At 59.8% G+C, this 24,565-nt stretch carries 20 protein-coding genes, 2 tRNA genes and 2 rRNA genes; 18 read left to right on the plus strand and 6 right to left on the minus strand.

The window, feature by feature from the left end:
* The first annotated feature begins 28 nt into the window (after positions 1–28).
* The 5 genes from PCLY_RS18235 (at position 29) to PCLY_RS18255 (ending at position 4,102) form a co-directional block, all read left to right on the plus strand.
* Entirely contained in the window at positions 29–928 is a 900-nt protein-coding gene (locus PCLY_RS18235; protein ID WP_061241028.1) for a heme/hemin ABC transporter substrate-binding protein, read from the plus strand.
* Positions 925–1,965, plus strand: a complete 1,041-nt coding sequence (locus PCLY_RS18240; RefSeq protein ID WP_061241029.1) for a FecCD family ABC transporter permease — start codon at positions 925–927, stop codon at positions 1,963–1,965. Before PCLY_RS18235 ends, PCLY_RS18240 begins: the two co-directional genes overlap by 4 nt.
* A complete protein-coding gene (locus PCLY_RS18245) occupies positions 1,965–2,732 on the plus strand; it encodes a heme ABC transporter ATP-binding protein (RefSeq protein ID WP_061241030.1) in 768 nt (255 codons plus the stop codon). The genes PCLY_RS18240 and PCLY_RS18245 overlap by 1 nt, the downstream gene beginning before the upstream one ends.
* A 15-nt stretch (positions 2,733–2,747) precedes the next feature.
* Positions 2,748–3,632, plus strand: coding sequence for a ChaN family lipoprotein (locus tag PCLY_RS18250; protein WP_061241613.1), 885 nt, complete (start codon positions 2,748–2,750; stop codon positions 3,630–3,632).
* 62 nt (positions 3,633–3,694) lie between these two features.
* Positions 3,695–4,102, plus strand: a complete 408-nt coding sequence (locus tag PCLY_RS18255) for a nuclear transport factor 2 family protein (protein WP_061241031.1) — start codon at positions 3,695–3,697, stop codon at positions 4,100–4,102.
* 315 nt (positions 4,103–4,417) lie between these two features.
* Here the strand turns inward: PCLY_RS18255 and PCLY_RS18260 are convergent, their stop codons facing one another.
* The 4 genes from PCLY_RS18260 to PCLY_RS18275 all read right to left on the minus strand — a co-directional run bounded on the left by PCLY_RS18260 (position 4,418) and on the right by PCLY_RS18275 (position 7,698).
* Positions 4,418–5,215, minus strand: a complete 798-nt coding sequence (locus tag PCLY_RS18260; RefSeq protein WP_061241032.1) for a cyclic nucleotide-binding domain-containing protein — start codon at positions 5,213–5,215, stop codon at positions 4,418–4,420.
* 105 nt (positions 5,216–5,320) lie between these two features.
* Positions 5,321–5,593, minus strand: a complete 273-nt coding sequence (locus PCLY_RS18265; RefSeq protein WP_061241033.1) for a TfoX/Sxy family protein — start codon at positions 5,591–5,593, stop codon at positions 5,321–5,323.
* Between the two features lie 100 nt (positions 5,594–5,693).
* Entirely contained in the window at positions 5,694–6,038 is a 345-nt protein-coding gene (locus PCLY_RS18270; RefSeq protein WP_061241034.1) for a pentapeptide repeat-containing protein, read from the minus strand.
* A 97-nt stretch (positions 6,039–6,135) separates the two neighbouring features.
* Positions 6,136–7,698, minus strand: a complete 1,563-nt coding sequence (locus PCLY_RS18275; protein WP_061241035.1) for a bifunctional aminoglycoside phosphotransferase/ATP-binding protein — start codon at positions 7,696–7,698, stop codon at positions 6,136–6,138.
* Between the two features lie 115 nt (positions 7,699–7,813).
* Between PCLY_RS18275 and mrcB the strand changes: the two genes are divergently transcribed.
* The 3 genes from mrcB to PCLY_RS18290 all read left to right on the plus strand — a co-directional run bounded on the left by mrcB (position 7,814) and on the right by PCLY_RS18290 (position 11,206).
* Positions 7,814–10,132, plus strand: coding sequence for a penicillin-binding protein 1B (gene mrcB, locus PCLY_RS18280; RefSeq protein ID WP_082768104.1), 2,319 nt, complete (start codon positions 7,814–7,816; stop codon positions 10,130–10,132).
* Between the two features lie 67 nt (positions 10,133–10,199).
* Positions 10,200–10,880 (plus strand): tetratricopeptide repeat protein, encoded by a 681-nt coding sequence (locus tag PCLY_RS18285; RefSeq protein ID WP_061241617.1) that lies wholly within the window; start codon positions 10,200–10,202, stop codon positions 10,878–10,880.
* Entirely contained in the window at positions 10,880–11,206 is a 327-nt protein-coding gene (locus tag PCLY_RS18290; protein WP_061241036.1) for a YqcC family protein, read from the plus strand. The genes PCLY_RS18285 and PCLY_RS18290 overlap by 1 nt, the downstream gene beginning before the upstream one ends.
* A gap of 4 nt (positions 11,207–11,210) precedes the next feature.
* Here PCLY_RS18290 and PCLY_RS18295 read toward each other — a convergent pair whose 3' ends face one another.
* Complete coding sequence (locus PCLY_RS18295; protein WP_061241037.1) at positions 11,211–11,645, minus strand: DUF4124 domain-containing protein; 435 nt, start codon at positions 11,643–11,645, stop codon at positions 11,211–11,213.
* A gap of 402 nt (positions 11,646–12,047) precedes the next feature.
* On the opposite strand from PCLY_RS18295, the gene PCLY_RS18300 reads away from it, so the two are divergent.
* Positions 12,048–13,772, plus strand: coding sequence for an acetolactate synthase 3 large subunit (locus PCLY_RS18300; RefSeq protein WP_061241619.1), 1,725 nt, complete (start codon positions 12,048–12,050; stop codon positions 13,770–13,772).
* Between the two features lies 1 nt (position 13,773).
* The gene (gene ilvN, locus PCLY_RS18305; RefSeq protein ID WP_061241038.1) at positions 13,774–14,265 is read left to right on the plus strand and encodes an acetolactate synthase small subunit; all 492 of its coding nucleotides are present in this window, start codon (positions 13,774–13,776) and stop codon (positions 14,263–14,265) included.
* 54 nt (positions 14,266–14,319) lie between these two features.
* Here ilvN and ilvY read toward each other — a convergent pair whose 3' ends face one another.
* Positions 14,320–15,201, minus strand: a complete 882-nt coding sequence (gene ilvY, locus PCLY_RS18310) for an HTH-type transcriptional activator IlvY (RefSeq protein ID WP_061241039.1) — start codon at positions 15,199–15,201, stop codon at positions 14,320–14,322.
* A 126-nt stretch (positions 15,202–15,327) separates the two neighbouring features.
* Between ilvY and ilvC the strand changes: the two genes are divergently transcribed.
* The 8 genes from ilvC to PCLY_RS18350 all read left to right on the plus strand — a co-directional run bounded on the left by ilvC (position 15,328) and on the right by PCLY_RS18350 (position 24,496).
* Positions 15,328–16,344: a ketol-acid reductoisomerase gene (ilvC, locus tag PCLY_RS18315; RefSeq protein ID WP_061241040.1), complete on the plus strand. Its 1,017-nt coding sequence runs from the start codon at positions 15,328–15,330 to the stop codon at positions 16,342–16,344.
* A 148-nt stretch (positions 16,345–16,492) separates the two neighbouring features.
* On the plus strand, positions 16,493–17,308 hold the full coding sequence (gene pssA / locus PCLY_RS18320; RefSeq protein WP_061241041.1) for a CDP-diacylglycerol--serine O-phosphatidyltransferase: 816 nt from the start codon (positions 16,493–16,495) through the stop codon (positions 17,306–17,308).
* Between the two features lie 66 nt (positions 17,309–17,374).
* Positions 17,375–18,385 carry a protein-methionine-sulfoxide reductase catalytic subunit MsrP gene (gene msrP / locus PCLY_RS18325; protein ID WP_061241042.1) on the plus strand — a complete coding sequence of 337 codons (1,011 nt, stop codon included), beginning with the start codon at positions 17,375–17,377 and terminating at the stop codon, positions 18,383–18,385.
* Positions 18,385–19,011 carry a protein-methionine-sulfoxide reductase heme-binding subunit MsrQ gene (msrQ, locus tag PCLY_RS18330; RefSeq protein ID WP_061241043.1) on the plus strand — a complete coding sequence of 209 codons (627 nt, stop codon included), beginning with the start codon at positions 18,385–18,387 and terminating at the stop codon, positions 19,009–19,011. The genes msrP and msrQ overlap by 1 nt, the downstream gene beginning before the upstream one ends.
* Positions 19,012–19,547: 536 nt before the next feature.
* A 16S ribosomal RNA gene (locus PCLY_RS18335) occupies positions 19,548–21,084 on the plus strand.
* Between the two features lie 85 nt (positions 21,085–21,169).
* Positions 21,170–21,246, plus strand: a tRNA-Ile gene (locus PCLY_RS18340).
* A 22-nt stretch (positions 21,247–21,268) separates the two neighbouring features.
* A tRNA-Ala gene (locus PCLY_RS18345) sits at positions 21,269–21,344 on the plus strand.
* 259 nt (positions 21,345–21,603) lie between these two features.
* Positions 21,604–24,496: ribosomal RNA gene (locus PCLY_RS18350) — 23S ribosomal RNA — on the plus strand.
* Together the 16S and 23S rRNA genes with 2 tRNA genes alongside form the textbook arrangement of a ribosomal RNA operon.
* The last annotated feature ends 69 nt before the right edge of the window (positions 24,497–24,565 follow it).

Genomic DNA, 24,565 nt, shown 5'->3' on the forward strand with positions numbered 1-24,565 from the left:
TCGATGTCACGTTCGAGGAGTCGAGGCCATGCGTCTTGCGAATATTCTGGGCGGCCTGGCGGCCGTCCTGCTGTTTCCCAATCTGGTACTGGCCGCGGAGCCATTGCCGCAGCGCTGGGTGAGTTCCGGTGGCGCTCTTAGCGAGTGGGTGGTGCTGCTGGGCGGCGAGAGCAAGCTGGTGGGAGTCGATACCACCAGTCGTCATCCTGCCTCGCTGACCAAGCTGCCCAGCGTTGGCTATCAGCGCCAGTTGGCAGCCGAGGGCATTCTTGCCCTGCGTCCGGACCTGCTGCTCGGCAGCGAGGAAATGGGCCCGCCACCGGTGCTCGAGCAACTGGCGGCGGCCGGTGTGCGTATCGAGCGCCTGACTGCGCGAGCCGAACTGGACAGCCTGCAGACCAATTTGCAGCGCCTGGGCCACCTGCTCGGTGATGAGGCGGCAGCGCAGCGTGCCTTCGCCGACTACCGGGCACGCTTGCAGATCCAGCAGCAGTGGGTCGAGCAAGCCCAGCACAGCCAGCAGGCGCCCGGTGTGTTGTTGCTGCTCGGGCATGCCGGCGGTAGCCCGCTGGTGGGCGGCGTCGATACGGCGGCGGACTGGCTGATCCGTCGCGCCGGCGGGCGCAATCTGGCCAGTCATGATGGATACAAGGCACTGTCCAGCGAAGCGCTGCTGGCGCTCGATCCGCAGGTCGTGGTGGTCGCCGACCGCGCCCTGGAGGGCGATGCCGCGAGGCAGGCCTTGCTGCAGCAGAACCCGGCGCTGGCCGGTACCCGGGCGGCACGTGAGGGACGCTTGCTGGCGCTCGACCCGACCTTGCTGGTTGGCGGTCTTGGGCCGCGTGTGCCGGATGGGCTGGCGATGCTCGCCGCAGGCTTTTATCCTGCCAGCCAACCCCTGACTGCCGAAGCCAAGCGCGAGCCATGACCTCACCTTTTTCGACGCGCCCGTTGTTCATCACGCTGGGCCTGTTGCTCGTGCTCGTGTTGTGGCTCTCGCTGGCGCTCGGGCCGGTCAGCCTGCCGCTGGGCGATACCCTGCGTGCCGCACTGCGCCTGCTGGGCTTGCCTCTTGCGGCAGATGCGGCGGTACAACAGGCGGAACTGATCCTTTCGCAGATCCGCATGCCGCGCACGTTACTCGGGCTCGCCGTGGGCATGGTGCTGGCGCTCTGCGGCGTGGCGATGCAGGGGCTGTTTCGCAATCCATTGGCTGACCCGGGCCTGGTCGGTGTTTCCAGCGGCGCCGCACTGGGTGCTGCGCTGGCCATCGTTGGCGGCTCCGCGTTCGGCGGTTTGCCCGAAGCGTTCGCGCCCTATCTGCTGTCGGCCTGTGCCTTCGTCGGTGGCTTGCTGGTGACGGCGCTGGTCTACCGCCTGGGCCGGCGTGACGGGCAGACCCATGTGGCGACCATGTTGCTGGCCGGCATTGCCCTGACCGCACTCGCCGGCGCGGCCATCGGCCTGTTCACCTACCTGGCCGACGATGCGACCCTGCGCACCTTGACGTTCTGGAACCTGGGTAGCCTCAACGGTGCCAGCTATGCGCGGCTTTGGCCGTTGTTGCTGGCCACGCTGGCCGTGGCGTTGTGGCTGCCGCGACGGGCGCGTGCATTGAATGCGCTGCTGCTGGGCGAATCGGAGGCGCGCCACCTCGGTTTCGACGTCGAGCGCCTCAAGCGCGAGCTGGTGTTCTGCACCGCGCTGGGCGTCGGCGCTGCGGTGGCTGCTGCTGGCCTGATCGGTTTCATCGGCCTGGTGGTTCCACATCTGATGCGCTTGCTGGTCGGTCCCGATCATCGCCTGCTGTTGCCTGCATCGGCACTGGCCGGTGCCAGCCTGCTGCTGCTGGCCGATCTGGTCGCGCGCCTGGCATTGGCGCCTGCCGAGTTGCCAATCGGTATCGTCACGGCGCTGATCGGCGCGCCTTTCTTTCTTTATCTGCTGGTGCGGGGGCGAAGCTGATGCTGCGGGTCGAACGGCTGGAAGTCCGTCGCGGGCACTGCGTGGTGCTCAGTGGCATCGATCTGCAACTGCATCCCGGTGAGGTGCTGGGCGTGCTGGGGCCGAACGGCGCGGGCAAGAGCACCTTGCTGGCGGCGCTGACCGGCGAGCTGCCGGCCAGCGCCGGGCAGGTGACGCTCGATCAGCGGGCGCTCGATGACTGGTCGGGGCCGGAGCGCGCCCGACGCCTGGCCGTGCTGCCGCAAAGTTCGAGTCTGAATTTCGCCTTCCGCGTCGAGGAGGTGGTCGCCATGGGCCGCCTGCCTCACGACAGCGGCCGTGCGCGCGATGCGCAGATCGTGCAGGAGGCTCTGCTCGCGGCCGATGCTGCGCATCTGGCTGGGCGCAGCTACCTGGCGTTGTCCGGTGGAGAGCGTCAGCGCGTGCACCTGGCGCGGGTGTTGGCGCAGCTGTGGCCGGGCGGTGATGAGCAGATCCTGCTGCTCGATGAGCCGACCTCGATGCTCGACCCGCTGCACCAGCACACCTGCCTGCAGGCGGTTCGCCGTCTGGCCGAGTCCGGTGCGGCCGTAATGGTGATTCTCCACGACCTCAATCTGGCTGCACGCTATTGTGATCGCCTGCTGCTGCTGGAGCAGGGTAGGGCGCATGCGCTGGGCACACCTGCCGAGGTGCTGCGCGCCGAACCCCTGCAGGCCGTGTTCGGTCTGGAAGTGTTGGTGCAGACTCATCCCGAGCGCGGCCATCCGCTGATCATTGCACGCTGAATGTTGGAGACCTCGATGCGAGCCGTTCTGCTGAGCTGTCTGATGCTGCTAGCCGCCTGCCAGAGTCGAGATGCGTTGCCGCCTCCGGCGCCGCTCGCCCCGCTGGGTCGGGAGCATGCCGATCTCGGCCGTATCGTCGATCTGGCCAGCGGGCAGAGCATCAGCCCGGAGCAACTGCTCAGTCGCCTGGCACCGGCTCAGCGAGTGCTGGTCGGTGAGCAGCACGACAACCCTGATCACCATGCGCTGCAGCTGTGGCTGTCGCGTGAGCTGTCCCGGCAGCGCCCGCAGGGCAGTGTACTGATGGAAATGCTCAATCCCGATCAGCAGGACGCGGTCGAGCAGGCCCAGGCAGCCGCGCGCGCGGGGCAAGCGGTTGCTGATCCTTTCCAGGTGCTGGCCTGGCAGCCAGGGTGGGATTGGTCGCTCTACGGACCGCTGGTGCTGCATCAGCTGCGTCAGCCTTATCCCCTGCTCGCGGCCAATCTGGACCGCGCCGAAATCATGCAGATCTATCGCCAGCGCCCGCTCCTGCAAGGCGAGCGCTCCAGCGCAGCCAAGGTGCAGGAGCGCTTGCTGGCCGATATCCGCGAGTCGCACTGCGGCCTGCTGCCGGACAGTCAGTTGCCGGCGATGCTCGCCGTGCAGCAACAGCGTGACCGACGCATGGCCGAAGCGCTGCTGGCCGCACCGCAGCCAAGCCTGCTGCTGGCTGGTGCCTTCCATGTACGCAAGGACCTCGGCGTTCCACTGCATCTGGACGATCTGGGGGCGCAGACGGGCAGCGTGGTGCTGATATTGGCCGAGGTCGGCCGTGCGGTGGACGCGTCCATGGCGGACTACGTGTGGTTCACCGCCGCGCAGCCGGAGCAGGATCACTGCGCCAAACTGCGACACTAGCCGCCTTTCGCCTGCAGATCGCAAGGTATCCTCGGCGCTTTGCCGCTCCGGAGCCTGCCCCTATGTCCACTGACGTTCGCGACCTGCTGCAAGGTTATTTCAATGCCCTCAATGATCGCGATATCCGCGCCTGCCTGGCGCTGGTCAGTGACGATCTGATTCTGGAGCCCAACCAGGGCTTTGCCGAGCATGGGCGCGACGCCTTCGCCGCTTTTCTGGAGCGGCAGCTGCATTGCTATCGCGAGACCGTCGATTCTCTGGTCATTCTGGCCGGGCCAGAAGGGCGGCACGCCGCCTGCGAGTACCGCGTTTGCGGCGAATACCTGGCAACTGACGACGGCCTGCCTGAGGCCTGTGGACAGCACTACGAGATGCGCGTGGGGGCGTTCTTCGAAATCGGCAATGGGCTGATCACGCGCATCAGCCTGCATTTCAACCTGCCGGACTGGCTGGCTCAGGTCGACGACTGATAGACGCCGAGCGGCTCTGTCGTCAATCCGGTGAGCTGTTCTTGCCGCTGGGTGAACTGGAAAACGACGGGCAAAAAAAGACCCGGCAAGAGCCGGGTCAATAACCGTGATTAGCCTGATGAGGAGATAATCTGAAGAGTCCGACTGAATGGTCTCTTTAGCTTATCGGCTGATCTCGCGACCAGTTGAGATAATAATAACAATTCTCATTTCATAGTCAACGCCCTTTTGAGAATTTTTCTCAGAAAGTTTTCTCTGGCTCAGAAATGCAAAACCCCGGCAGTGGGCCGGGGTTCGTCGATACGGAGCCGAAGGTCAGGATTCCCCTGGCAGGCGCAGCTGGGTGACTTCCTTGTTCAGCAGGTCGATGCGCCGGGCCATGCTCTCGATCAGGCTGTGAGCGATGCGCGGGTTGCTCTGCATCAGGCTGAGAAATTGCTCCTTGGGAATCACCATGACCGTGCAAGGCTCGCTGGCGACCACCGTGGCACTGCGCTTCTCGCGCGTGAATACCGCCATGGCACCGAAGATTTCGTCCTTCTGCACGTCACCGACCTTCTGGCCGTCGACGTAGGCTTCGGCGTGACCTTCGATGATGATGAACACGTGGTCGGCTTCATCCCCCTGATGAATCAGATCTTCGCCGGCGGCAAAGTGCTGGAAGCCGGTTGCCGGGCGAATTTCCGGCTGCTTGAGGCGCGCCAGTGCATCGGAGAGCAGGGCGGTATGGCCGATCAGGTACTGGATGAACTGTTCCTGGCGCTGTTCGCTGGCATAGATGTGCTGGAACACCTCGCTGCGCGAGTAGGGAATCAGGCTGATGGGTTCTTCGCTGCTGTAGCGGCAGGATGGCAGGTCGATGCCCTGACGCAGGCCGACCAGGTCGCCTTCCTGCAGATAGAACAACGGGCGCTCATCGACCAGTGCATGCAGCAGACCGTTCTCGATGATGAACAGCTGGTTGCCAGGCAGTACCTGAGCCAGGTCATCGACGCGTTCCAGACGCAGCGGTTCGCCCGCAGGTTGCAGTCCTTCCAGCAGCTGAGTGGGGATACTCTGCAGGCGATTGATCAACTGATCGGCGTAGGCCGGTTGCTCCCCGAGTAGATACATAACCGTAATTCCTTGAACTGGCTGTGCTGGCTGACCGCACGAAGGTCCCTGAAACAATAGGCTGCGCGGGCCTTCGAGTAAATCACCTTGCGCTGGTGTTGTGAGCTAGCTCTTGTTGTGATCTTGGGCCGCGTCCAGCTTGCCGTTCAGTGCTGCCTTGTGCGCAGGCGGAAGTTCACTCCAGTGCACGTCGAGCAGCGCGCCTTCGATGGCGTAAAGCAGCACCTTGGAGGCACGAAAGCCACGCGCCCTGACCGCGCGATAGGCCCCAACAGCACCGTAGCGGCGCAGGTCGTTGGCACTGTGGATGCCTACGGCGTGCAGCCATTGGGCCGAGGTCTTGCCGAGGTTCTTCAGGTGTTGCAGTTCGTCGTTCATTGGGCCTCCATGCGTGCAGATCGAAGGTTCACGTTGGCATGCCTGCCAAAAAGTGTAGCGGCCAATTGCCTGAGTGCAGCTTGCCGTGGCTGGTACTGACCTACCTGGTGCGATAACGCAGACGCGTGCCGAAATTGACCGACATGAGAATCTCGTCAGCGGTTAGCTCGACAGGGAAGTAGGCGCCGGAGATCTGCGCGTGGGCCAGGCTGGCGCCTTCTATTTTGGCGTTGCGAAAGTCCAGGCCACGCAGGTCGGCTCCACGGAAGTACGCGTCGGTGAAATTGACCGCGTCGGTGTCCATGTTGCGCAGGTCGAGTCCACGAAAGTCGCCGCCAGACAGGTCGACTTCGCTGCCCTTGGGCTTTTGCGCATTGAAGCCCTTCACATCGTCGTTGTGTAGAAGGTGGTAGAGCGGATGGTCAAGCTGACGTGGTTGGCTCATGGTGAATACCGGTGATGGTCTCACCGGCAGTATAGAAGCCCTGCCAGGGTTTGCCTGGCAGGTTGAGAGCGCTGGCCATTGGAGAGGGCGGCGTTGCTCAGATCCCCGGCAGGCGCTGGCGAATGCGTTCCACCAGGCTGTCCAGATTCGCGCTGTCATGCGTGTCGACGTGTTTGCTGTGGCTCAGCTCCTCGTCGTCGAGCGGTTCGCGGCTGGCCTGTTGGGCCTGGATCACTTCCAGCGTCGCATCGGACGGGTCCTTGTCTTCGCTCTGACGCTGCGCCAGCCAACTGGCGATAACTGCCTCGGGGGCGTGACAGTCGAGAATGATGAAGGGCACGCCGGTTTCCTCGGCGACCTCACTGGCGGCCTGGCGTTGCGCGGCCTTGAGGTAGGTCGCGTCGATCACCACCGGGAAGCCGGCCTGCAGTGTCTGGCGCGCCAGCTGGTGCAGGCGCTGATAGGTGGCCTGGCTGGCGTCGGTGCTATAGATACCAGCGGCCAACTGATCCTTGGCCTCGGCACTCTGCTCGCCGAACAGGCGTTTGCGTTCGATGTCGGAGCGCAGGCGAATGGTGCCCAGCGCTTCTACCAGACGCATGGCGACATGGCTTTTACCTACGGCGGAAACGCCGTGGGTGATGGCCAGGAAGGGGGAGGGGATAGCGCTGTAGCTCTCTGCGAGTGCGGCATAGCCACGGTATTGGCGCAGAATGACGGCGCGCTGCACCGAATCCTGTTCCTGGCCAAGGCGGAACAGTGCGACCTTGCCGCGAACCATGGCGCGGTAGGCCTTGTAGAAGTTCAGCAGTTGCAGGGCTGCATAGTCGCCCGTGCGCTCCAGCCAGCCGTTGATGAGGCGCCGAGCCAGGCACTTGAGTCCGCGGTCTTCGAGGTCCATGGCCAGAAAGGCGATATCCGCGGTGACGTCGGTGAAGCGGAAGGGTTCGTTGAATTCGATGCAGTCGAAGAGCACCACTCGGCCGTCGATCTGGGCCGCGTTACCCAGATGAATATCGCCGTGACATTCACGGATGAAACCCTGCGTTTTGCGTTCGTTCAGCAGTGGTTGCAGGCGTTCGTAGCTGGACTGGGCCCAGGCTTCGAGCGCGTCGAGCTGCTGCAGGTCTGCCGGCTCGCTGAGCATCGGGCGAATCTGATCGAAGTTCTGCTGAACCGGGACCATCACCGCCTCTGCGCTGCCCAGCGGGTGTTCCTGCGGCACCTTCGGCGTATTCAGGTGGAAGGTGGCGATCTGCTCGGCCAGCGCGTCGATATGCGCGTCGTTCAGCTCGCCGCGTGCCTGAATGGCGCTGAGCAACTGTTCCTGCGGGAACTGGCGCATTTTCAGCACATATTCGATGGCCGGCGTGCTGCCGTCGAGGCTGGGAGCGTCTTCAGTACCGCTGATCGGCAACACTTCCAGATACAAATCCTCGGTCAGGCGCTGGTTGAGGCGCAGCTCTTCTTCACAGAAATGACGACGAGCGTCGAGCTCGGTGAAGTCGAGAAAACCGAAGTTGACCGGCTTTTTGATCTTGTAAGCGTAGGGGCCAGTGAGCAAAACCCAGGAAATGTGGGTCTCAATGACCTGAAACCCATCCACAGGGTGCGGATACAGGGCCGGGTTCTGCAATGCGGCAATCAGGGCTTGGCTCACGTTCGATCCTTGTTCTAGACGCTGTTCGAGCTGGGCATTATGGCCGCTGTGAGCTGCTCTGCAAACCATCCGGGCGGCTCTGCTGGCCCCTTTGTAAAGTGCGTATAATCCCGCCATGACTCGAAAACGCTCTCCCCGCTCAAAGAAAAAATCCCGCTCCTCCGGTCTGCGCCCCTGGCTCGCCTGGGGCTTCAAGCTCGGTCTGGTTGGCCTGGTGATCCTCGCCGGCTTCGCCGTTTACCTCGATGCAGTGGTGCAGGAGAAGTTCTCCGGCAAGCGCTGGACCGTGCCCGCGAAGGTCTACGCCCGGCCGCTTGAGCTCTTCGTTGGCCAGAAATTGACCAAAACCGACTTCCTGCGCGAACTCGACGCCCTGGGCTATCGCCGTGAAAGCACGGTCAATGGGCCGGGCGCGGTATCGGTCGCGGGTAACAACATCGAACTTAACAGTCGCGGCTTTCAGTTCTACGAGGGCGCCGAGCCTGCGCGGAAAGTACGGGTGCGCTTCTCCGGCGACTACGTGGCCGGTCTGAGCCAGGCCGACGGTAGCAACCTGGCGGTGGCGCGGCTGGAGCCGATGTTGATCGGCGGGCTTTATCCGGCGCACCAGGAGGATCGCATCCTGATCAAGCTGGATCAGGTGCCGGCCTATCTGATCGACGCGCTGGTGGCGGTCGAGGACCGTGACTACTTCGATCATTTCGGAGTATCGCCCAAGGGCATCGCCCGTGCGCTGTGGATCAACGCGTCCTCCGGCCGTCTGGTGCAGGGCGGTAGCACCCTGACCCAGCAGCTGGTGAAGAACTTCTACCTGACCAACGAACGTACCCTGCTGCGTAAAGTCACCGAAGCGATGATGGCGGTGCTGCTGGAGCTGCACTACGACAAGCGCGAGATCCTCGAGGCTTACATGAACGAGGTGTTCCTCGGCCAGGATGGGCAGCGTGCAGTGCATGGCTTCGGTCTCGCCAGCCAGTACTTCTTCAGCCAGCCGGTATCCGAGCTGAAATTGGAGCAGGTCGCGCTGCTGGTGGGCATGGTCAAGGGGCCGACCTACTACAATCCCCGGCGCAACCCCGAGCGCGCGATGACCCGGCGTAACCTGGTGCTCGACCTGCTCGCGGAGCAGGGCACGATCACCGCCGAGGAGGCCGCAGCGGCGAAGGCGAAGCCGTTGGGCGTGACGTCGCGCGGCAGCATGGCCGACAGTTCGTTCCCGGCATTCCTCGATCTGGTCAAGCGTCAGCTGCGCGAGGACTACCGTGAGCAGGACCTGACCGAAGAAGGCCTGCGCATCTTCACCAGCTTCGATCCGATCCTGCAGCTCAAGGCCGAAGAGGCACTGGGCGAGACGCTCAAGCGCCTGGCCGGTCGCAAGGGCGTGGACGAAGTACAAGCCGGGATGGTGGTGACCAATCCCGAGACCGGAGAAATCCAGGCGCTGATCGGTAGCCGCCAGCCGCGTTTCGCGGGCTTCAACCGGGCGCTGGATGCCGTGCGGCCGATTGGTTCGCTGATCAAGCCGGCGATCTACCTGTCGGCGCTGGAGCGCCCCAGTCAGTACACCCTGACCAGTTGGCTGGAGGACGAACCCTTCTCCATCAAGGGCCAGGATGGTCAGGTCTGGACGCCGCAGAACTACGACCGCAAGGCCCACGGCACCATCTACCTGTACCAGGGGCTGGCACACTCCTACAACCTGTCTACCGCCAAGCTCGGTCTGGAGATCGGCGTGCCGAGCGTGCTCAAGACCCTCGAGCGACTGGGTGTCGAGCGCAAGTGGCCAGCTTATCCGTCGATGCTCCTCGGTGCGGGTGCGCTGACGCCGATGGAAGTGGCGGGGATGTACCAGACCCTCGCCAACGGTGGCTTCAACACCCCGCTGCGCGGTATCCGCAGTGTGCTGACTGCCGAAGGCGAGCCGCTCGGGCGCTATCCGTTCAAGATCCAGCAGCGCTTCGATCCAGGGGCCATCTACCTGCTGCAGAACGCCATGCAGCGCACAATGCGTGAAGGCACCGGGCGTTCGGTCTACAGCCAATTGCCCAGCTCGCTGAACCTGGCAGGCAAGACCGGCACCAGCAATGACTCGCGTGATAGCTGGTTCGCGGGCTTCAGTCAGGATCTGCTGTCGGTGGTGTGGCTGGGGCGTGACGACAACGGCCCGACCCCGCTGACCGGCGCGACCGGTGCGCTTCAGGTCTGGACCAGCTTCATGCGCAAGGCCGATCCGCTGCCGCTGGATATGCAGATGCCGGACAATGTCACCGAGGCCTGGATCGATCGCCAGACCGGTTTGGGCTCGGCTTCGGGCTGCCCGAATGCGGTACAGATGCCTTATATTCGCGGCAGCGAACCTGCCCCCGGCTCCGCTTGCGGTATCCAGGCACCGGTAGACTCGGTGATGGACTGGGTGCGGGGTTGGTTGGAATGACGGCCGGGCCGATTGGCTCGGTGTTACCTGAAGAGGATTGGATGTGAACAAGAAGTGGCTTGCCACGATGCTGGCAACAGCGGTTCTGAGTGGTTGCAGTACGGTGCCACAGGGTTCGATTCCGGTGATCGATGCCGGCGCGCCGCTATCGTCGGGCGGTTCTGGCTCGTCGAACGGCCCGGGCCCTGCTGCTGCGCCGCAGCAAATCGAGGAAGATTCCGGAGTGGTGGTGATGGTGCCGCAAGGTGCCGTGTCGACGCCGCTGCAGACCGATTCGCAACCGATCACCTCCAGTGGCGGCCTGACGTTCGACCCGCCGCTGAACACCGAACCCTCTGCGTCCAGCCAGGGTGGTTTCGGATCGTCGGCGCCGAGCATGCCTAGCGGCATCCCCAGCGGCGGAGGCCTGGCTGCTGACGAGCAACTGGATGGGCCGGTGCTGGCTCTGCTGACCACTGCTCAGCAGCAGCAGGGTGGTGGTGATCTCAATGGCGCGGCGTCCAGCCTGGAGCGTGCCCAGCGCATCGCACCGCGTGAGCCGCAGGTGCTTTACCGCCTTGCCGAAGTCCGTCTGGCTCAGGGCGATGCGGCCCAGGCCGAGCAGTTCGCCCGTCGTGGCCTGACCTACGCCAGCGGTCGCCCGGCATTGCAAGCCAGCCTGTGGGGCCTGATCGCTCAGGCGCGTGAGCGTCAGGGTGACCCAGCCGGCGCAGCCCAGGCCCGTGAGCGCGCTCGGGTCAATCTCTGATGGAGGCGCGTGTGAATGCGCTGGCCGAGCATCTGCTGCTGATCGAGCGCGAGTTGCGGGTGCTGGGCTGGTGGCAAACGGAGGCGCCTAGCGCTGATGCCCTGGCGAGTCCGGAGCCTTTTTGCGTCGATACGCTGACGTTCGAACAATGGCTGCAGTGGATTTTCTTGCCGCGAATGAAGGTTCTGCTGGAAACCGGCGCGCCCTTGCCTTCGGTGTCAGGTGTGCAGGCGATGGCCGAAATGGTCTATCAGCAGCAGCCGCGCGTTGCGCGTCGGCTGCTGGAGTTGCTTGGCGAGTTCGACCGCCTGCTTACGCGCGCGTAACGCGTCATTTGCAGTTCTCTGTAATGGATTTCTTCAGTTCGGTGATGCGTTCCTGGCGCTCGTTCTCGTCGAGGCGGCGAACTTCGCCACCATCCTCGATGCGCACGCGCGGATTGTTCTCCAGCTGAGCCAGGTTGGTTCGCGCATTCTCGCAATACTGCTTGCGCTCAGCTTCCTGCTTCGCCACGTCCTCCTTGACCTTCTTGTCGATGGCCGCCTGCTCGGGGTCGAGCTGCTCTTCGACGCTCGGCGCCGGCTCGCTTGGTGCCTGTCGGGGAGGCGGGGTTGCGGTATTGATGGTCGTGGCCTGTTGACCCTGTGGAGGCTGTGCGCCGAAGTGGGTCACGCCTTTGTCATCTACCCACTTGTACACCTGGCTGGCCATGGCGGACGTGCTCAATGCGAGCATCAAGGTGCCAGTAAGAATCATGTGGCGCATGCTGTTTCCTTTATCGAGAGCTGCAGTGCTGTTGGTTACTATAACCAAAAGCCGGCAATCTTCATCCTGCGCTGCGTCACAGCAGTAGGTTGAATAATCGGGCGCACATCTCTTGACTTGCCCCCGCCGAACCCGAACAATCCAGCCTTCCCCCGTAGTGGAGTCCGCCGCAAGCGTCCTTCAGCTCGGGGAAAAGAGGCGCTACCCGCGCCGAACCGTGACACCCGCAACGCGTTACCTCGCGCTGGGAGGGCCAGCCCCGCAAGACCATGGGCTGCCCCGTTACTCGTCAAGCTGATGTTCCGAATCCACGATCACCGTCGTGCGTGTCTGCTGACAGTAAGAACCTACTTAGGGCTGCCCGTTGGCGGGTGGCATACTGGCGTTCAAGAGGTGAACAACGTGGAGCTTTTATCCGGCGCTGAAATGGTCGTCCGCTTCCTGCGTGACGAAGGCGTTAAGCATATCTATGGGTACCCTGGTGGTGCTCTCCTGCACATTTACGATGCCCTGTTCAAAGAACCGGAAGTGACCCACATCCTGGTGCGTCATGAACAGGCAGCGACTCATATGGCTGACGGCTATGCCCGCGCCACCGGCAAGGCCGGTGTCGTGCTGGTGACCTCCGGCCCAGGCGCGACCAATGCCATTACCGGTATTGCGACTGCCTACATGGACTCCATTCCGATGGTGGTGATCTCCGGCCAGGTGCCGAGCGCCATGGTCGGTACCGATGCCTTCCAGGAAACCGACATGGTCGGTATTTCCCGTCCGATCGTGAAGCACAGCTTCATCATCAAGCACCCGTCGGAAATCCCCGAGACCCTCAAGAAGGCGTTCTACCTCGCCGAGTCGGGTCGTCCGGGCCCTGTGGTCGTGGATATTCCGAAGGATATGGGCGATCCGACCCAGAAGTTCGAGTACGTCTATCCGAAGAAGGTCAAGCTGCGCTCCTACAGCCCGGCGGTCCGTGGTCACTCCGGCCAGATCCGCAAGGCGGCAGAGATGCTGCTGGCGGCCAAGCGTCCGGTCATGTACGCCGGCGGTGGCGTGATCATGGGTGGTGCTTCCGCACCGCTGACCGAGCTGGCGCAGATGCTCAATCTGCCGGTGACCAACACGCTGATGGGACTCGGTGGCTATCCGGGTACCGATCGCCAGTTCATCGGTATGCTCGGCATGCATGGTAGCTACACCGCCAACCTGGCGATGCACCATGCCGACGTGATCCTGGCTGTCGGTGCTCGCTTCGACGATCGCGTGATCAACGGTGCGGCCAAGTTCTGCCCGAACGCCAAGATCATCCATATCGACATCGACCCGGCTTCGATTTCCAAGACCATCAGAGCTGACATCCCGATCGTCGGTCCGGTGGATAGCGTGCTGACCGAAATGGTCGCCATCCTCAAGGAAATCGGTGAAACGCCGAACAAGGAAACCGTCGCCAGCTGGTGGAAACAGATCGACGAGTGGCGTGGCAACGGGCGTCTGTTCCCGTACAACGAGGGTGACGGTTCGATCATCAAGCCGCAGACCGTGATCGAGACCCTGTGCGACGTGACCAAGGGCGACGCCTTCATCACCTCCGATGTCGGTCAGCATCAGATGTTTGCTGCTCAGTACTACCGGTTCAACAAGCCCAATCGCTGGATCAACTCCGGTGGCCTGGGCACCATGGGCTTCGGTTTCCCCGCCGCGATGGGCATCAAGCTGAACTTCCCGGAAGCCGATGTGGCGTGCGTGACCGGCGAGGGCAGCATCCAGATGAACATCCAGGAGCTGTCGACCTGCCTGCAGTACGACCTGCCGGTGAAGATCGTCAACCTGAACAACGGTGCGCTCGGCATGGTTCGCCAGTGGCAGGACATGCAGTACAGCAGCCGTTATTCGCACTCCTACATGGAATCGCTGCCTGACTTCGTCAAGCTGGCCGAGGCCTATGGTCACGTCGGCATGCGCATCACCTCGCTGCAGGACCTCAAGCCCAAGCTGGAGGAAGCCTTCGCCCTCAAGGACCGCCTGGTGTTCCTCGATATCGCGGTGGATTCCAGCGAGCACGTCTATCCGATGCAAATCAAAGACGGTGCGATGCGTGACATGTGGCTGAGCAAGACGGAGCGGACCTAAGATGCGACACATCATTTCCCTGCTGCTGGAAAACGAGCCGGGCGCACTGTCCCGCGTGGTCGGTCTGTTCTCCCAGCGTAACTACAACATCGAGAGCCTCACCGTTGCGCCAACCGAGGATCCGACGCTGTCGCGTCTGACCCTCACCACTGTTGGTCAGGATGAAGTGATCGAGCAGATCACCAAGAACCTCAATAAGCTGATCGAGGTGGTCAAGCTGGTCAACCTGTCGGAAAGCGCCCATATCGAGCGTGAACTGATGCTGGTCAAGATCAAGGCCACCGGTGCTCAGCGTGCCGAGGTCAAGCGTACCACCGACATCTTCCGCGGCCAGATCGTGGATGTGACCAGTAGCGTCTACACCGTGCAGCTGACCGGTACCAGCGACAAACTGGACAGCTTCATCCAGGCCATCGGTACGGCGTCGATCCTGGAGACGGTGCGCAGTGGTGTCACGGGTATCGCCCGTGGTGACAAGGTACTGAGTATCTGATCACTGTGGTAAACAAAAGCCCCGCCTCGTGCGGGGCTTTTTGTTGGCCGAGATTTACCGTTGGCGGTTCCAGAAGGCAGCGATCAGCGGATCCTTCAGACGTTTTTCCAGCGCGAACAGGCCAATGTCATAAGCGGTGAGCGGTGGCTGGATGTCGTAGATGCGAATGCGTGCGGCCAGTGGGCTGTTATCCAGCACGATCTGCGGCACTACGCCGATACCGAAACCCAGGCTGACCATGCTGACGATCGCTTCGTTGCCGCTGACCTGGGCATAGATGCGGGGCTTGATGTTGTGGCTTTTCAGCCAGCGATCGGTACGCGTTCGCGCCAGGCCTTCCTCCGAAAGAATCATCGGCACGTCTTTCCAGTTCTCCGCCGTTGGGTTCTTCAGTTGCTCCTCGTTCAGCAGTTGCGGCGCCTGGGGGCCGATGAAGCGCAGTTCCGAGCGGGTGATCGACTGAAACTCCACGCCGCTCGGCAGGCTGTCGGGGAGGGCGCCGATGGCCAGGTCTTCCAGCCCCTGCTGGACGCGCTCGACTGCTTTCGCCGGGTCACCGGTGTGCAGTTTCATTTCGATGCGCGGATAGTCCTGGCGAAAGCTGCTGAGGATGTCGTAGAGGAAGCTGTAGCTCGCGGTGACCGAGCAGTACAGGGACAGCTCGCCGTGCAGATTCAGCTGGTCCTGCATGAACGTCTGGCGAATCGCCTGCCAGCCATTGATGACCTCGCTCGCGTACTCGCGAAACTGCTGCCCCTCGCGTGTCAGGCGGACCGACCGGTTGTCACGGACGAACAGGGTGGCGCCCAGTTCGTCCTCGAGCTGCTTGATGCTGCGGCTGAGTGCGGAAGGGCTGACGTGCTGCTCGCGACTGGTGCGGCCGAAGTGCAGATTGTCCGCCAGGGAGAGAAAGAGCCTGAGGGAATGGCTGTCCATTTATGTTTCATATATCGGCATGTTGTGTTGCAAATATATCATTTTACGCAATGCATGTGATCACTTAAGGTGTCTGCGTCGCGGTGCTCCGCACCCCATCCCTTTCGATTCAAAAGAGCCAAGAACATGAAAGTTTATTACGACAAAGATTGCGACCTCTCCATCATCCAGGGCAAGAAAGTCGCCATCATCGGTTACGGCTCCCAGGGCCATGCCCAGGCCTGCAACCTGAAAGATTCCGGCGTAGACGTCACCATCGGTCTGCGTAAAGGCTCGGCTACCGTTGCCAAGGCCGAGGCCCATGGCCTGAAAGTGACCGACGTGGCCAGCGCCGTTGCCGCTGCCGACCTGGTCATGATCCTGACTCCGGACGAGTTCCAGGGCCAGCTGTACAAGAACGAGATCGAGCCGAACATCAAGAAGGGCGCGACTCTGGCCTTCTCCCACGGCTTCGCCATCCACTACAACCAGGTCGTACCGCGTGCCGACCTCGACGTGATCATGATCGCGCCGAAAGCTCCGGGCCACACCGTGCGTACCGAATTCGTCAAGGGCGGCGGCATCCCTGACCTGATCGCTGTTTATCAGGACGCTTCCGGCAATGCCAAGAACGTCGCGCTGTCCTACGCCTCGGGCGTTGGTGGTGGCCGTACCGGTATCATCGAAACCACCTTCAAGGACGAGACCGAAACCGACCTGTTCGGTGAGCAGGCCGTTCTCTGCGGCGGTACCGTCGAACTGGTCAAGGCCGGTTTCGAAACCCTGGTCGAAGCTGGCTACGCGCCGGAAATGGCCTACTTCGAGTGCCTGCACGAACTGAAGCTGATCGTTGACCTCATGTACGAAGGCGGCATCGCCAACATGAACTACTCCATCTCCAACAACGCCGAATACGGCGAGTACGTGACCGGTCCGGAAGTGATCAACGCCGAGTCCCGTCAGGCCATGCGCAACGCCCTGAAGCGTATTCAGGACGGCGAGTACGCCAAGATGTTCATCAGCGAAGGCGCCACTGGCTACCCGTCGATGACCGCCAAGCGTCGTAACAACGCTGCGCACGGTATCGAAGTCATCGGTGAGAAACTGCGCGGCATGATGCCGTGGATCGCTGCCAACAAGATCGTCGACAAGACCAAGAACTAAGGTCTGCGATGTGCGAAAGAACGCGGCTTTGTGCCGCGTTTTTTCGTTATGCGGCGAGGCTTCTGGTATAAAGCCTGCTCGCGTAGGTGGCGAACTGAGTCCAGTCGCCCCGGTCGAAATTCGTCAAACCCGTTGCAAGGTGCTGTTCATGAGTGAAGGTCCCGAGGATCAAAAGCCGGCTGGAGACAACCTAGAAAGCCTGCTGCCGATCGACGAGCACGTAGAGGAAGGGCAGGATGCGGAGGGGCGCAAGGTGCGTCACCGCGGCATTTACCTGCTGCCCAATCTGTTCACCACGGCAAACCTGTTCGCCGGTTTCTACTCCATCATCAACGCGATGAACGGCAACTTCTATGTCGCGGCCGCCACGGTGTTCGTTGCCATGGTGCTCGATGGCCTGGATGGTCGAGTCGCGCGACTGACCAACACGCAAAGCGCCTTCGGTGCCGAGTACGACTCGCTCTCGGACATGGTCGCCTTTGGTGTCGCACCTGCGCTGCTGGCGTTCGAGTGGGCCCTGGGCAGCATGGGCAAGGTCGGCTGGATGGTCGCATTCATCTATGTCGCCGGTGCTGCGCTGCGCCTGGCGCGCTTCAACACGCAGATCGGTAGTGTCGACAAGCGTTACTTCATCGGCCTGGCCAGCCCGGCTGCGGCCGGAGTGGTCGCCGGCACGGTCTGGGCCTTCAGCGATTTTGGCATCAAGGGCTCGAACATGTCGTTTGCCGTGGCGCTGCTGGTTGCGGCGGCGGGCTGCCTGATGGTCAGCAACATCAAGTACTACAGCTTCAAGGACCTGGATCTGAAAGGGCGTGTGCCGTTCGTGGCGATTCTCGCCGTCGTGCTGGTGTTCGCCGTGGTGTTCAGCGATCCGCCTCGTATCCTGTTGCTGATCTTCCTCGCTTATGCTGTCTCGGGTCCGATTCAGTACCTACTGCAATTGCGGCGTCGTAAATCTGTCTGACGCTGTAATTTCTCCTGCGCTGCGTTGTCTACAGTTCGTTTCTCGAACTGTAGACGCGGAGTTGCCATGCTCATCCGAGTTCCTTCCTCCTCCCGGGCTCTCGAGTCCGAAGTCACCCCCGAGTCCGTTTATCTTTCTCGTCGCAAGCTGATGCAGGGCTCGCTGGCCTTGGCTGCCCTCGGGGCGATGCCGGGTTGGGCTCGTGCCGATGCTCAGGGCGTGTATGCCGATGTCGAGCTGGCGAAGGCACCGGGTTGGTTCGACGAGAAGCTGGCTCGTGCTCGCTGGCAAGCGGTCGTCGCTGAAGGTGAAAGCATCACGCCGTTCAGGGACGCGACGCACTACAACAACTTCTATGAGTTCGGCACGGGCAAGGGTGACCCGGCAGCCAATGCCGGCAAGTTGCAGGTCGAGCCCTGGACGGTGACGGTCGACGGCGAGGTCGGCAAGCCCGGGCGCTACGCCATCGAGGATCTGGTCAAGCCGCATGCCTTTGAGGAGCGTATCTACAGGCTGCGCTGCGTCGAGGCGTGGTCCATGGTCATTCCCTGGCTGGGTTTTCCTCTGGCGGATTTGCTCAAGCAGGCCGAGCCAACCTCTGCAGCGCGCTACGTGCGCTTCGAAACACTGGTCGATCGTGAGCACATGCCAGGCCAGCGCTCGGGTTTTTCCCTGATCGATTGGCCTTATGTGGAAGGTCTGCGGCTCGATGAGGCCATGCATCCACTGGCCTTCATGGCCGTCGGCATGTATGGGCGTGTTCTGCCAAACCAGAACGGCGCGCCGCTGCGTCTGGTGGTGCCGTGGAAATACGGGTTCAAAAGCATCAAGTCCATCGTGCGCATCAGTCTGGTCGAAGAGGCGCCCAAGACGACCTGGGAGCGCATTGCGCCGAACGAGTACGGCTTCTATGCCAACGTCAATCCGCAGGTTGACCATCCGCGTTGGTCGCAGGCAACCGAGCGGCGTCTGCCCAGCGGGTTGTTCAGCCCTAATGTGATCGATACCCGTATGTTCAATGGCTATGAAGAGGTCGCCAACCTATATGCGGGTATGGATCTGGCGAGGGACTACTGATGCGCTACCGGGTTTGGCGCCTCGCCGTGTTCCTTGCTGCGTCGGTGCCGCCGCTGTACTGGCTGTACTGCGCTGTGTTCGGTCTATTGGGGCCTGACCCTGGCAAGGCGCTGGTGGATAACCTGGGGCTCGGTGCGCTGATCCTTCTGTTGATTACCCTGGCCATGACGCCTCTGCAGCAATTGAGTCGCTGGGGTGGCTGGATCGCCGTGCGCCGGCAACTGGGTCTGTGGTGCTTCTCTTACGTCGCTTTGCATCTGTGCGGTTACGTGCTGTTCATCGCCGGGCTGCGCCTGGAGCTGGTGCTTCGTGATCTGACCGAGCGTCCTTACATAATCGTGGGTGCGTTGGCGTTTACGGGCTTGTTGGCGCTGGCTGTTACCTCGAACCGCTTCAGCATCAGAAGATTGGGGCGCAAGTGGAAGGCGCTACACCGCCTGGTCTACGTCATCCTGCTGCTGGCTTTGCTGCATATGCTCTGGGTGGTGCGTGCTGATCTGGGCGAGTGGCTCGCTTATGCACTGATAGGTGGTGCGCTGTTGCTGATGCGTGTCTCCACTGTTGCGAGTGGACTGCAGCGCGTCGGCGCCCTTTGGCGAGAAAATCCGAAGAAAGTTGAAATATAAGCTTGACGCGCATTCTGCTGGCGGTAGAATGCGCGCCACTTCAGCGATGAAGCTCTTCAAAAACTTCTTGTTAATCAATAAGTTAAGTTTAAAAGAGGGGTTGCAAAGCTGAAGGCGGTGTGTAGAATGCGCACCGGTCGACAGGGTGCTGGTCAGGTCCTGTTGATGCTTCGGTCGAGTGGATCGAAAGCGGTTGAAAGAGGTGGTTGACAGCGGTTTTGAACGCTGTAGAATGCGCCTCCCGCTGGAGAGAAGAAGTTCTGATCGAAGGCGCAAGTTGTTGAGTAGAAAGAAAAAATTCTTCGAAAAACAGCTTGACAGAAAGAAAGGCTGCTGTAGAATGCGCGGCCTCGGTTGAGACGAAAGACTTAACCAACTGTTCTTTAACAACTGAATCAAGCAATTCGTGTGGGTGCTTGTGAGGTAAGACTGATAGTCAAGTGATTATCAGCATCACAAGTAACACTCGTGAATTCGAGAGTTTATTTGCGATTGCTGAGCCAAGTTTAGGGTTTTCTCAAAACCCAAGCAGTATTGAACTGAAGAGTTTGATCATGGCTCAGATTGAACGCTGGCGGCAGGCCTAACACATGCAAGTCGAGCGGTAGAGAGGAGCTTGCTTCTCTTGAGAGCGGCGGACGGGTGAGTAATGCCTAGGAATCTGCCTAGTGGTGGGGGATAACGTTCGGAAACGGACGCTAATACCGCATACGTCCTACGGGAGAAAGCGGGGGATCTTCGGACCTCGCGCCATTAGATGAGCCTAGGTCGGATTAGCTAGTTGGTGAGGTAATGGCTCACCAAGGCGACGATCCGTAACTGGTCTGAGAGGATGATCAGTCACACTGGAACTGAGACACGGTCCAGACTCCTACGGGAGGCAGCAGTGGGGAATATTGGACAATGGGCGAAAGCCTGATCCAGCCATGCCGCGTGTGTGAAGAAGGTCTTCGGATTGTAAAGCACTTTAAGTTGGGAGGAAGGGTTGTAGATTAATACTCTGCAATTTTGACGTTACCGACAGAATAAGCACCGGCTAACTTCGTGCCAGCAGCCGCGGTAATACGAAGGGTGCAAGCGTTAATCGGAATTACTGGGCGTAAAGCGCGCGTAGGTGGTTCGTTAAGTTGGATGTGAAAGCCCCGGGCTCAACCTGGGAACTGCATCCAAAACTGGCGAGCTAGAGTACGGTAGAGGGTAGTGGAATTTCCTGTGTAGCGGTGAAATGCGTAGATATAGGAAGGAACACCAGTGGCGAAGGCGACTACCTGGACTGATACTGACACTGAGGTGCGAAAGCGTGGGGAGCAAACAGGATTAGATACCCTGGTAGTCCACGCCGTAAACGATGTCAACTAGCCGTTGGAATCCTTGAGATTTTAGTGGCGCAGCTAACGCATTAAGTTGACCGCCTGGGGAGTACGGCCGCAAGGTTAAAACTCAAATGAATTGACGGGGGCCCGCACAAGCGGTGGAGCATGTGGTTTAATTCGAAGCAACGCGAAGAACCTTACCTGGCCTTGACATGCTGAGAACTTTCCAGAGATGGATTGGTGCCTTCGGGAACTCAGACACAGGTGCTGCATGGCTGTCGTCAGCTCGTGTCGTGAGATGTTGGGTTAAGTCCCGTAACGAGCGCAACCCTTGTCCTTAGTTACCAGCACGTTATGGTGGGCACTCTAAGGAGACTGCCGGTGACAAACCGGAGGAAGGTGGGGATGACGTCAAGTCATCATGGCCCTTACGGCCAGGGCTACACACGTGCTACAATGGTCGGTACAAAGGGTTGCCAAGCCGCGAGGTGGAGCTAATCCCATAAAACCGATCGTAGTCCGGATCGCAGTCTGCAACTCGACTGCGTGAAGTCGGAATCGCTAGTAATCGTGAATCAGAATGTCACGGTGAATACGTTCCCGGGCCTTGTACACACCGCCCGTCACACCATGGGAGTGGGTTGCTCCAGAAGTAGCTAGTCTAACCTTCGGGGGGACGGTTACCACGGAGTGATTCATGACTGGGGTGAAGTCGTAACAAGGTAGCCGTAGGGGAACCTGCGGCTGGATCACCTCCTTAATCGAAGACATCAGCTTCTTCATAAGTATCCACACGAATTGCTTGATTCATAGTCGAAGACGATGCTGTAACGCGACCCTGTTATAGGTCTGTAGCTCAGTTGGTTAGAGCGCACCCCTGATAAGGGTGAGGTCGGCAGTTCAAATCTGCCCAGACCTACCAATTGCTTGGTGCAGAAGAATACGGGGCCATAGCTCAGCTGGGAGAGCGCCTGCCTTGCACGCAGGAGGTCAGCGGTTCGATCCCGCTTGGCTCCACCACTCTCTACGCGTTACGTTGCAAGAGAAAGAGTTCAGAAATGAGCGCTTCAGGTTTGGCCTGTTGAGTGCTGATTTCTGGTCTTTTGACCGGTACGAATATCGTTCTTTAAAAATTTGGATATGTGATAGAAGTGACTGATTAATTGCTTTCACTGGCAATTGATCTGGTCAAGGTAAAATTTGTAGTTCTCAAGACGCAAATTTTCGGCGAATGTCGTCTTCACGATTGAGACAGTAACCAGATTGCTTGGGGTTATATGGTCAAGTGAAGAAGCGCATACGGTGGATGCCTTGGCAGTCAGAGGCGATGAAAGACGTGGTAGCCTGCGAAAAGCTTTGGGGAGTCGGCAAACAGACTGTGATCCAGAGATCTCTGAATGGGGGAACCCACCCGGCATAAGCCGGGTATCTTGTACTGAATCCATAGGTGCAAGAGGCGAACCAGGGGAACTGAAACATCTAAGTACCCTGAGGAAAAGAAATCAACCGAGATTCCCTAAGTAGTGGCGAGCGAACGGGGACTAGCCCTTAAGTTGATTTGAGTGTAGTGGAAGGCTCTGGAAAGTGCCGCCGTAGTGGGTGATAGCCCCGTACACGAAACGCTCTTATCAATGAAATCGAGTAGGACGGGGCACGAGAAACCTTGTCTGAACATGGGGGGACCATCCTCCAAGGCTAAATACTACTGACTGACCGATAGTGAACCAGTACCGTGAGGGAAAGGCGAAAAGAACCCCGGAGAGGGGAGTGAAATAGAACCTGAAACCGTATGCGTACAAGCAGTGGGAGCCTACTTTGTTGGGTGACTGCGTACCTTTTGTATAATGGGTCAGCGACTTATATTCAGTGGCGAGCTTAACCGAATAGGGGAGGCGTAGCGAAAGCGAGTCTTAATAGGGCGCTTTAGTCGCTGGGTATAGACCCGAAACCGGGCGATCTATCCATGGGCAGGTTGAAGGTTAGGTAACACTGACTGGAGGACCGAACCGACTACCGTTGAAAAGTTAGCGGATGACCTGTGGATCGGAGTGAAAGGCTAATCAAGCTCGGAGATAGCTGGTTCTCCTCGAAAGCTATTTAGGTAGCGCCTCGTGTATCACTGCTGGGGGTAGAGCACTGTTTCGGCTAGGGGGTCATCCCGACTTACCAAACCGATGCAAACTCCGAATACCAGCAAGTGTCAGCACGGGAGACACACGGCGGGTGCTAACGTCCGTCGTGAAAAGGGAAACAACCCAGACCGTCAGCTAAGGTCCCAAAGTTATGGTTAAGTGGGAAACGATGTGGGAAGGCTTAGACAGCTAGGAGGTTGGCTTAGAAGCAGCCATCCTTTAAAGAAAGCGTAATAGCTCACTAGTCGAGTCGGCCTGCGCGGAAGATGTAACGGGGCTCAAACCATACACCGAAGCTACGGGTTCATCCTTTGGATGAGCGGTAGAGGAGCGTTCTGTAAGCCTGTGAAGGTGAGTTGAGAAGCTTGCTGGAGGTATCAGAAGTGCGAATGCTGACATGAGTAACGACAATGCGAGTGAAAAACTCGCACGCCGAAAGACCAAGGTTTCCTGCGCAACGTTAATCGACGCAGGGTTAGTCGGCCCCTAAGGCGAGGCAGAAATGCGTAGTCGATGGGAAACGGGTTAATATTCCCGTACTTCTAGTTACTGCGATGGAGGGACGGAGAAGGCTAGGCCAGCACGGCGTTGGTTGTCCGTGTTTAAGGTGGTAGGCTGATTTCTTAGGTAAATCCGGGAGATCAAGGCCGAGAACTGATGACGAGCGTTCTTTTAGAATGCGAAGTGGTTGATGCCATGCTTCCAGGAAAAGCTTCTAAGCTTCAGGTAACTAGGAACCGTACCCCAAACCGACACAGGTGGTTAGGTAGAGAATACCAAGGCGCTTGAGAGAACTCGGGTGAAGGAACTAGGCAAAATGGCACCGTAACTTCGGGAGAAGGTGCGCCGGTGAGGGTGAAGTATTTACTACGTAAGCCCATGCCGGTCGAAGATACCAGGCCGCTGCGACTGTTTATTAAAAACACAGCACTCTGCAAACACGAAAGTGGACGTATAGGGTGTGACGCCTGCCCGGTGCCGGAAGGTTAATTGATGGGGTTAGCGCAAGCGAAGCTCTTGATCGAAGCCCCGGTAAACGGCGGCCGTAACTATAACGGTCCTAAGGTAGCGAAATTCCTTGTCGGGTAAGTTCCGACCTGCACGAATGGCGTAACGATGGCGGCGCTGTCTCCACCCGAGACTCAGTGAAATTGAAATCGCTGTGAAGATGCAGTGTATCCGCGGCTAGACGGAAAGACCCCGTGAACCTTTACTATAGCTTTGCACTGGACTTTGAGCTTGCTTGTGTAGGATAGGTGGGAGGCTTTGAAGTGGGGACGCCAGTTCTCATGGAGCCATCCTTGAAATACCACCCTGGCAACCTTGAGGTTCTAACTCTGGTCCGTTATCCGGATCGAGGACAGTGTATGGTGGGTAGTTTGACTGGGGCGGTCTCCTCCCAAAGAGTAACGGAGGAGTACGAAGGTGCGCTCAGACCGGTCGGAAATCGGTCGTAGAGTATAAAGGCAAAAGCGCGCTTGACTGCGAGACAGACACGTCGAGCAGGTACGAAAGTAGGTCTTAGTGATCCGGTGGTTCTGTATGGAAGGGCCATCGCTCAACGGATAAAAGGTACTCCGGGGATAACAGGCTGATACCGCCCAAGAGTTCATATCGACGGCGGTGTTTGGCACCTCGATGTCGGCTCATCACATCCTGGGGCTGAAGCCGGTCCCAAGGGTATGGCTGTTCGCCATTTAAAGTGGTACGCGAGCTGGGTTTAGAACGTCGTGAGACAGTTCGGTCCCTATCTGCCGTGGACGTTTGAGATTTGAGAGGGGCTGACCTTAGTACGAGAGGACCGGGTTGGACGAACCTCTGGTGTTCCGGTTGTCACGCCAGTGGCATTGCCGGGTAGCTATGTTCGGAAAAGATAACCGCTGAAAGCATCTAAGCGGGAAACTTGCCTCAAGATGAGATCTCACTGGAGCCTTGAGCTCCCTAAAGGGCCGTCGAAGACTACGACGTTGATAGGTTGGGTGTGTAAGCGCTGTGAGGCGTTGAGCTAACCAATACTAATTGCCCGTGAGGCTTGACCATATAACACCCAAACAATCTGCCCTCAAAGCAGAGGGTGTCGATGGTGAAGTCGACAGAAAGCCGAAAATT

The sequence above is a fragment of the Ectopseudomonas composti genome (assembly GCF_001567565.1).
GTDB lineage: Bacteria > Pseudomonadota > Gammaproteobacteria > Pseudomonadales > Pseudomonadaceae > Aquipseudomonas > Aquipseudomonas composti_A.

Excerpts from the sequence above, each read along its gene's own strand:
- PCLY_RS18235 (WP_061241028.1), top strand. The coding sequence starts at position 29 with ATGCGTCTTGCGAATATTCTGGGCGGCCTGGCGGCCGTCCTGCTGTTT.
- PCLY_RS18240 (WP_061241029.1), top strand. The coding sequence starts at position 925 with ATGACCTCACCTTTTTCGACGCGCCCGTTGTTCATCACGCTGGGCCTG.
- PCLY_RS18245 (WP_061241030.1), top strand. The coding sequence starts at position 1,965 with ATGCTGCGGGTCGAACGGCTGGAAGTCCGTCGCGGGCACTGCGTGGTG.
- PCLY_RS18250 (WP_061241613.1), top strand. The coding sequence starts at position 2,748 with ATGCGAGCCGTTCTGCTGAGCTGTCTGATGCTGCTAGCCGCCTGCCAG.
- PCLY_RS18255 (WP_061241031.1), top strand. The coding sequence starts at position 3,695 with ATGTCCACTGACGTTCGCGACCTGCTGCAAGGTTATTTCAATGCCCTC.
- PCLY_RS18260 (WP_061241032.1), bottom strand. The coding sequence starts at position 5,215 with ATGTATCTACTCGGGGAGCAACCGGCCTACGCCGATCAGTTGATCAAT.
- PCLY_RS18265 (WP_061241033.1), bottom strand. The coding sequence starts at position 5,593 with ATGAACGACGAACTGCAACACCTGAAGAACCTCGGCAAGACCTCGGCC.
- PCLY_RS18270 (WP_061241034.1), bottom strand. The coding sequence starts at position 6,038 with ATGAGCCAACCACGTCAGCTTGACCATCCGCTCTACCACCTTCTACAC.
- mrcB (WP_082768104.1), top strand. The coding sequence starts at position 7,814 with ATGACTCGAAAACGCTCTCCCCGCTCAAAGAAAAAATCCCGCTCCTCC.
- PCLY_RS18285 (WP_061241617.1), top strand. The coding sequence starts at position 10,200 with ATGCTGGCAACAGCGGTTCTGAGTGGTTGCAGTACGGTGCCACAGGGT.
- PCLY_RS18290 (WP_061241036.1), top strand. The coding sequence starts at position 10,880 with ATGGAGGCGCGTGTGAATGCGCTGGCCGAGCATCTGCTGCTGATCGAG.
- PCLY_RS18295 (WP_061241037.1), bottom strand. The coding sequence starts at position 11,645 with ATGCGCCACATGATTCTTACTGGCACCTTGATGCTCGCATTGAGCACG.
- ilvN (WP_061241038.1), top strand. The coding sequence starts at position 13,774 with ATGCGACACATCATTTCCCTGCTGCTGGAAAACGAGCCGGGCGCACTG.
- ilvY (WP_061241039.1), bottom strand. The coding sequence starts at position 15,201 with ATGGACAGCCATTCCCTCAGGCTCTTTCTCTCCCTGGCGGACAATCTG.
- ilvC (WP_061241040.1), top strand. The coding sequence starts at position 15,328 with ATGAAAGTTTATTACGACAAAGATTGCGACCTCTCCATCATCCAGGGC.
- pssA (WP_061241041.1), top strand. The coding sequence starts at position 16,493 with ATGAGTGAAGGTCCCGAGGATCAAAAGCCGGCTGGAGACAACCTAGAA.
- msrP (WP_061241042.1), top strand. The coding sequence starts at position 17,375 with ATGCTCATCCGAGTTCCTTCCTCCTCCCGGGCTCTCGAGTCCGAAGTC.
- msrQ (WP_061241043.1), top strand. The coding sequence starts at position 18,385 with ATGCGCTACCGGGTTTGGCGCCTCGCCGTGTTCCTTGCTGCGTCGGTG.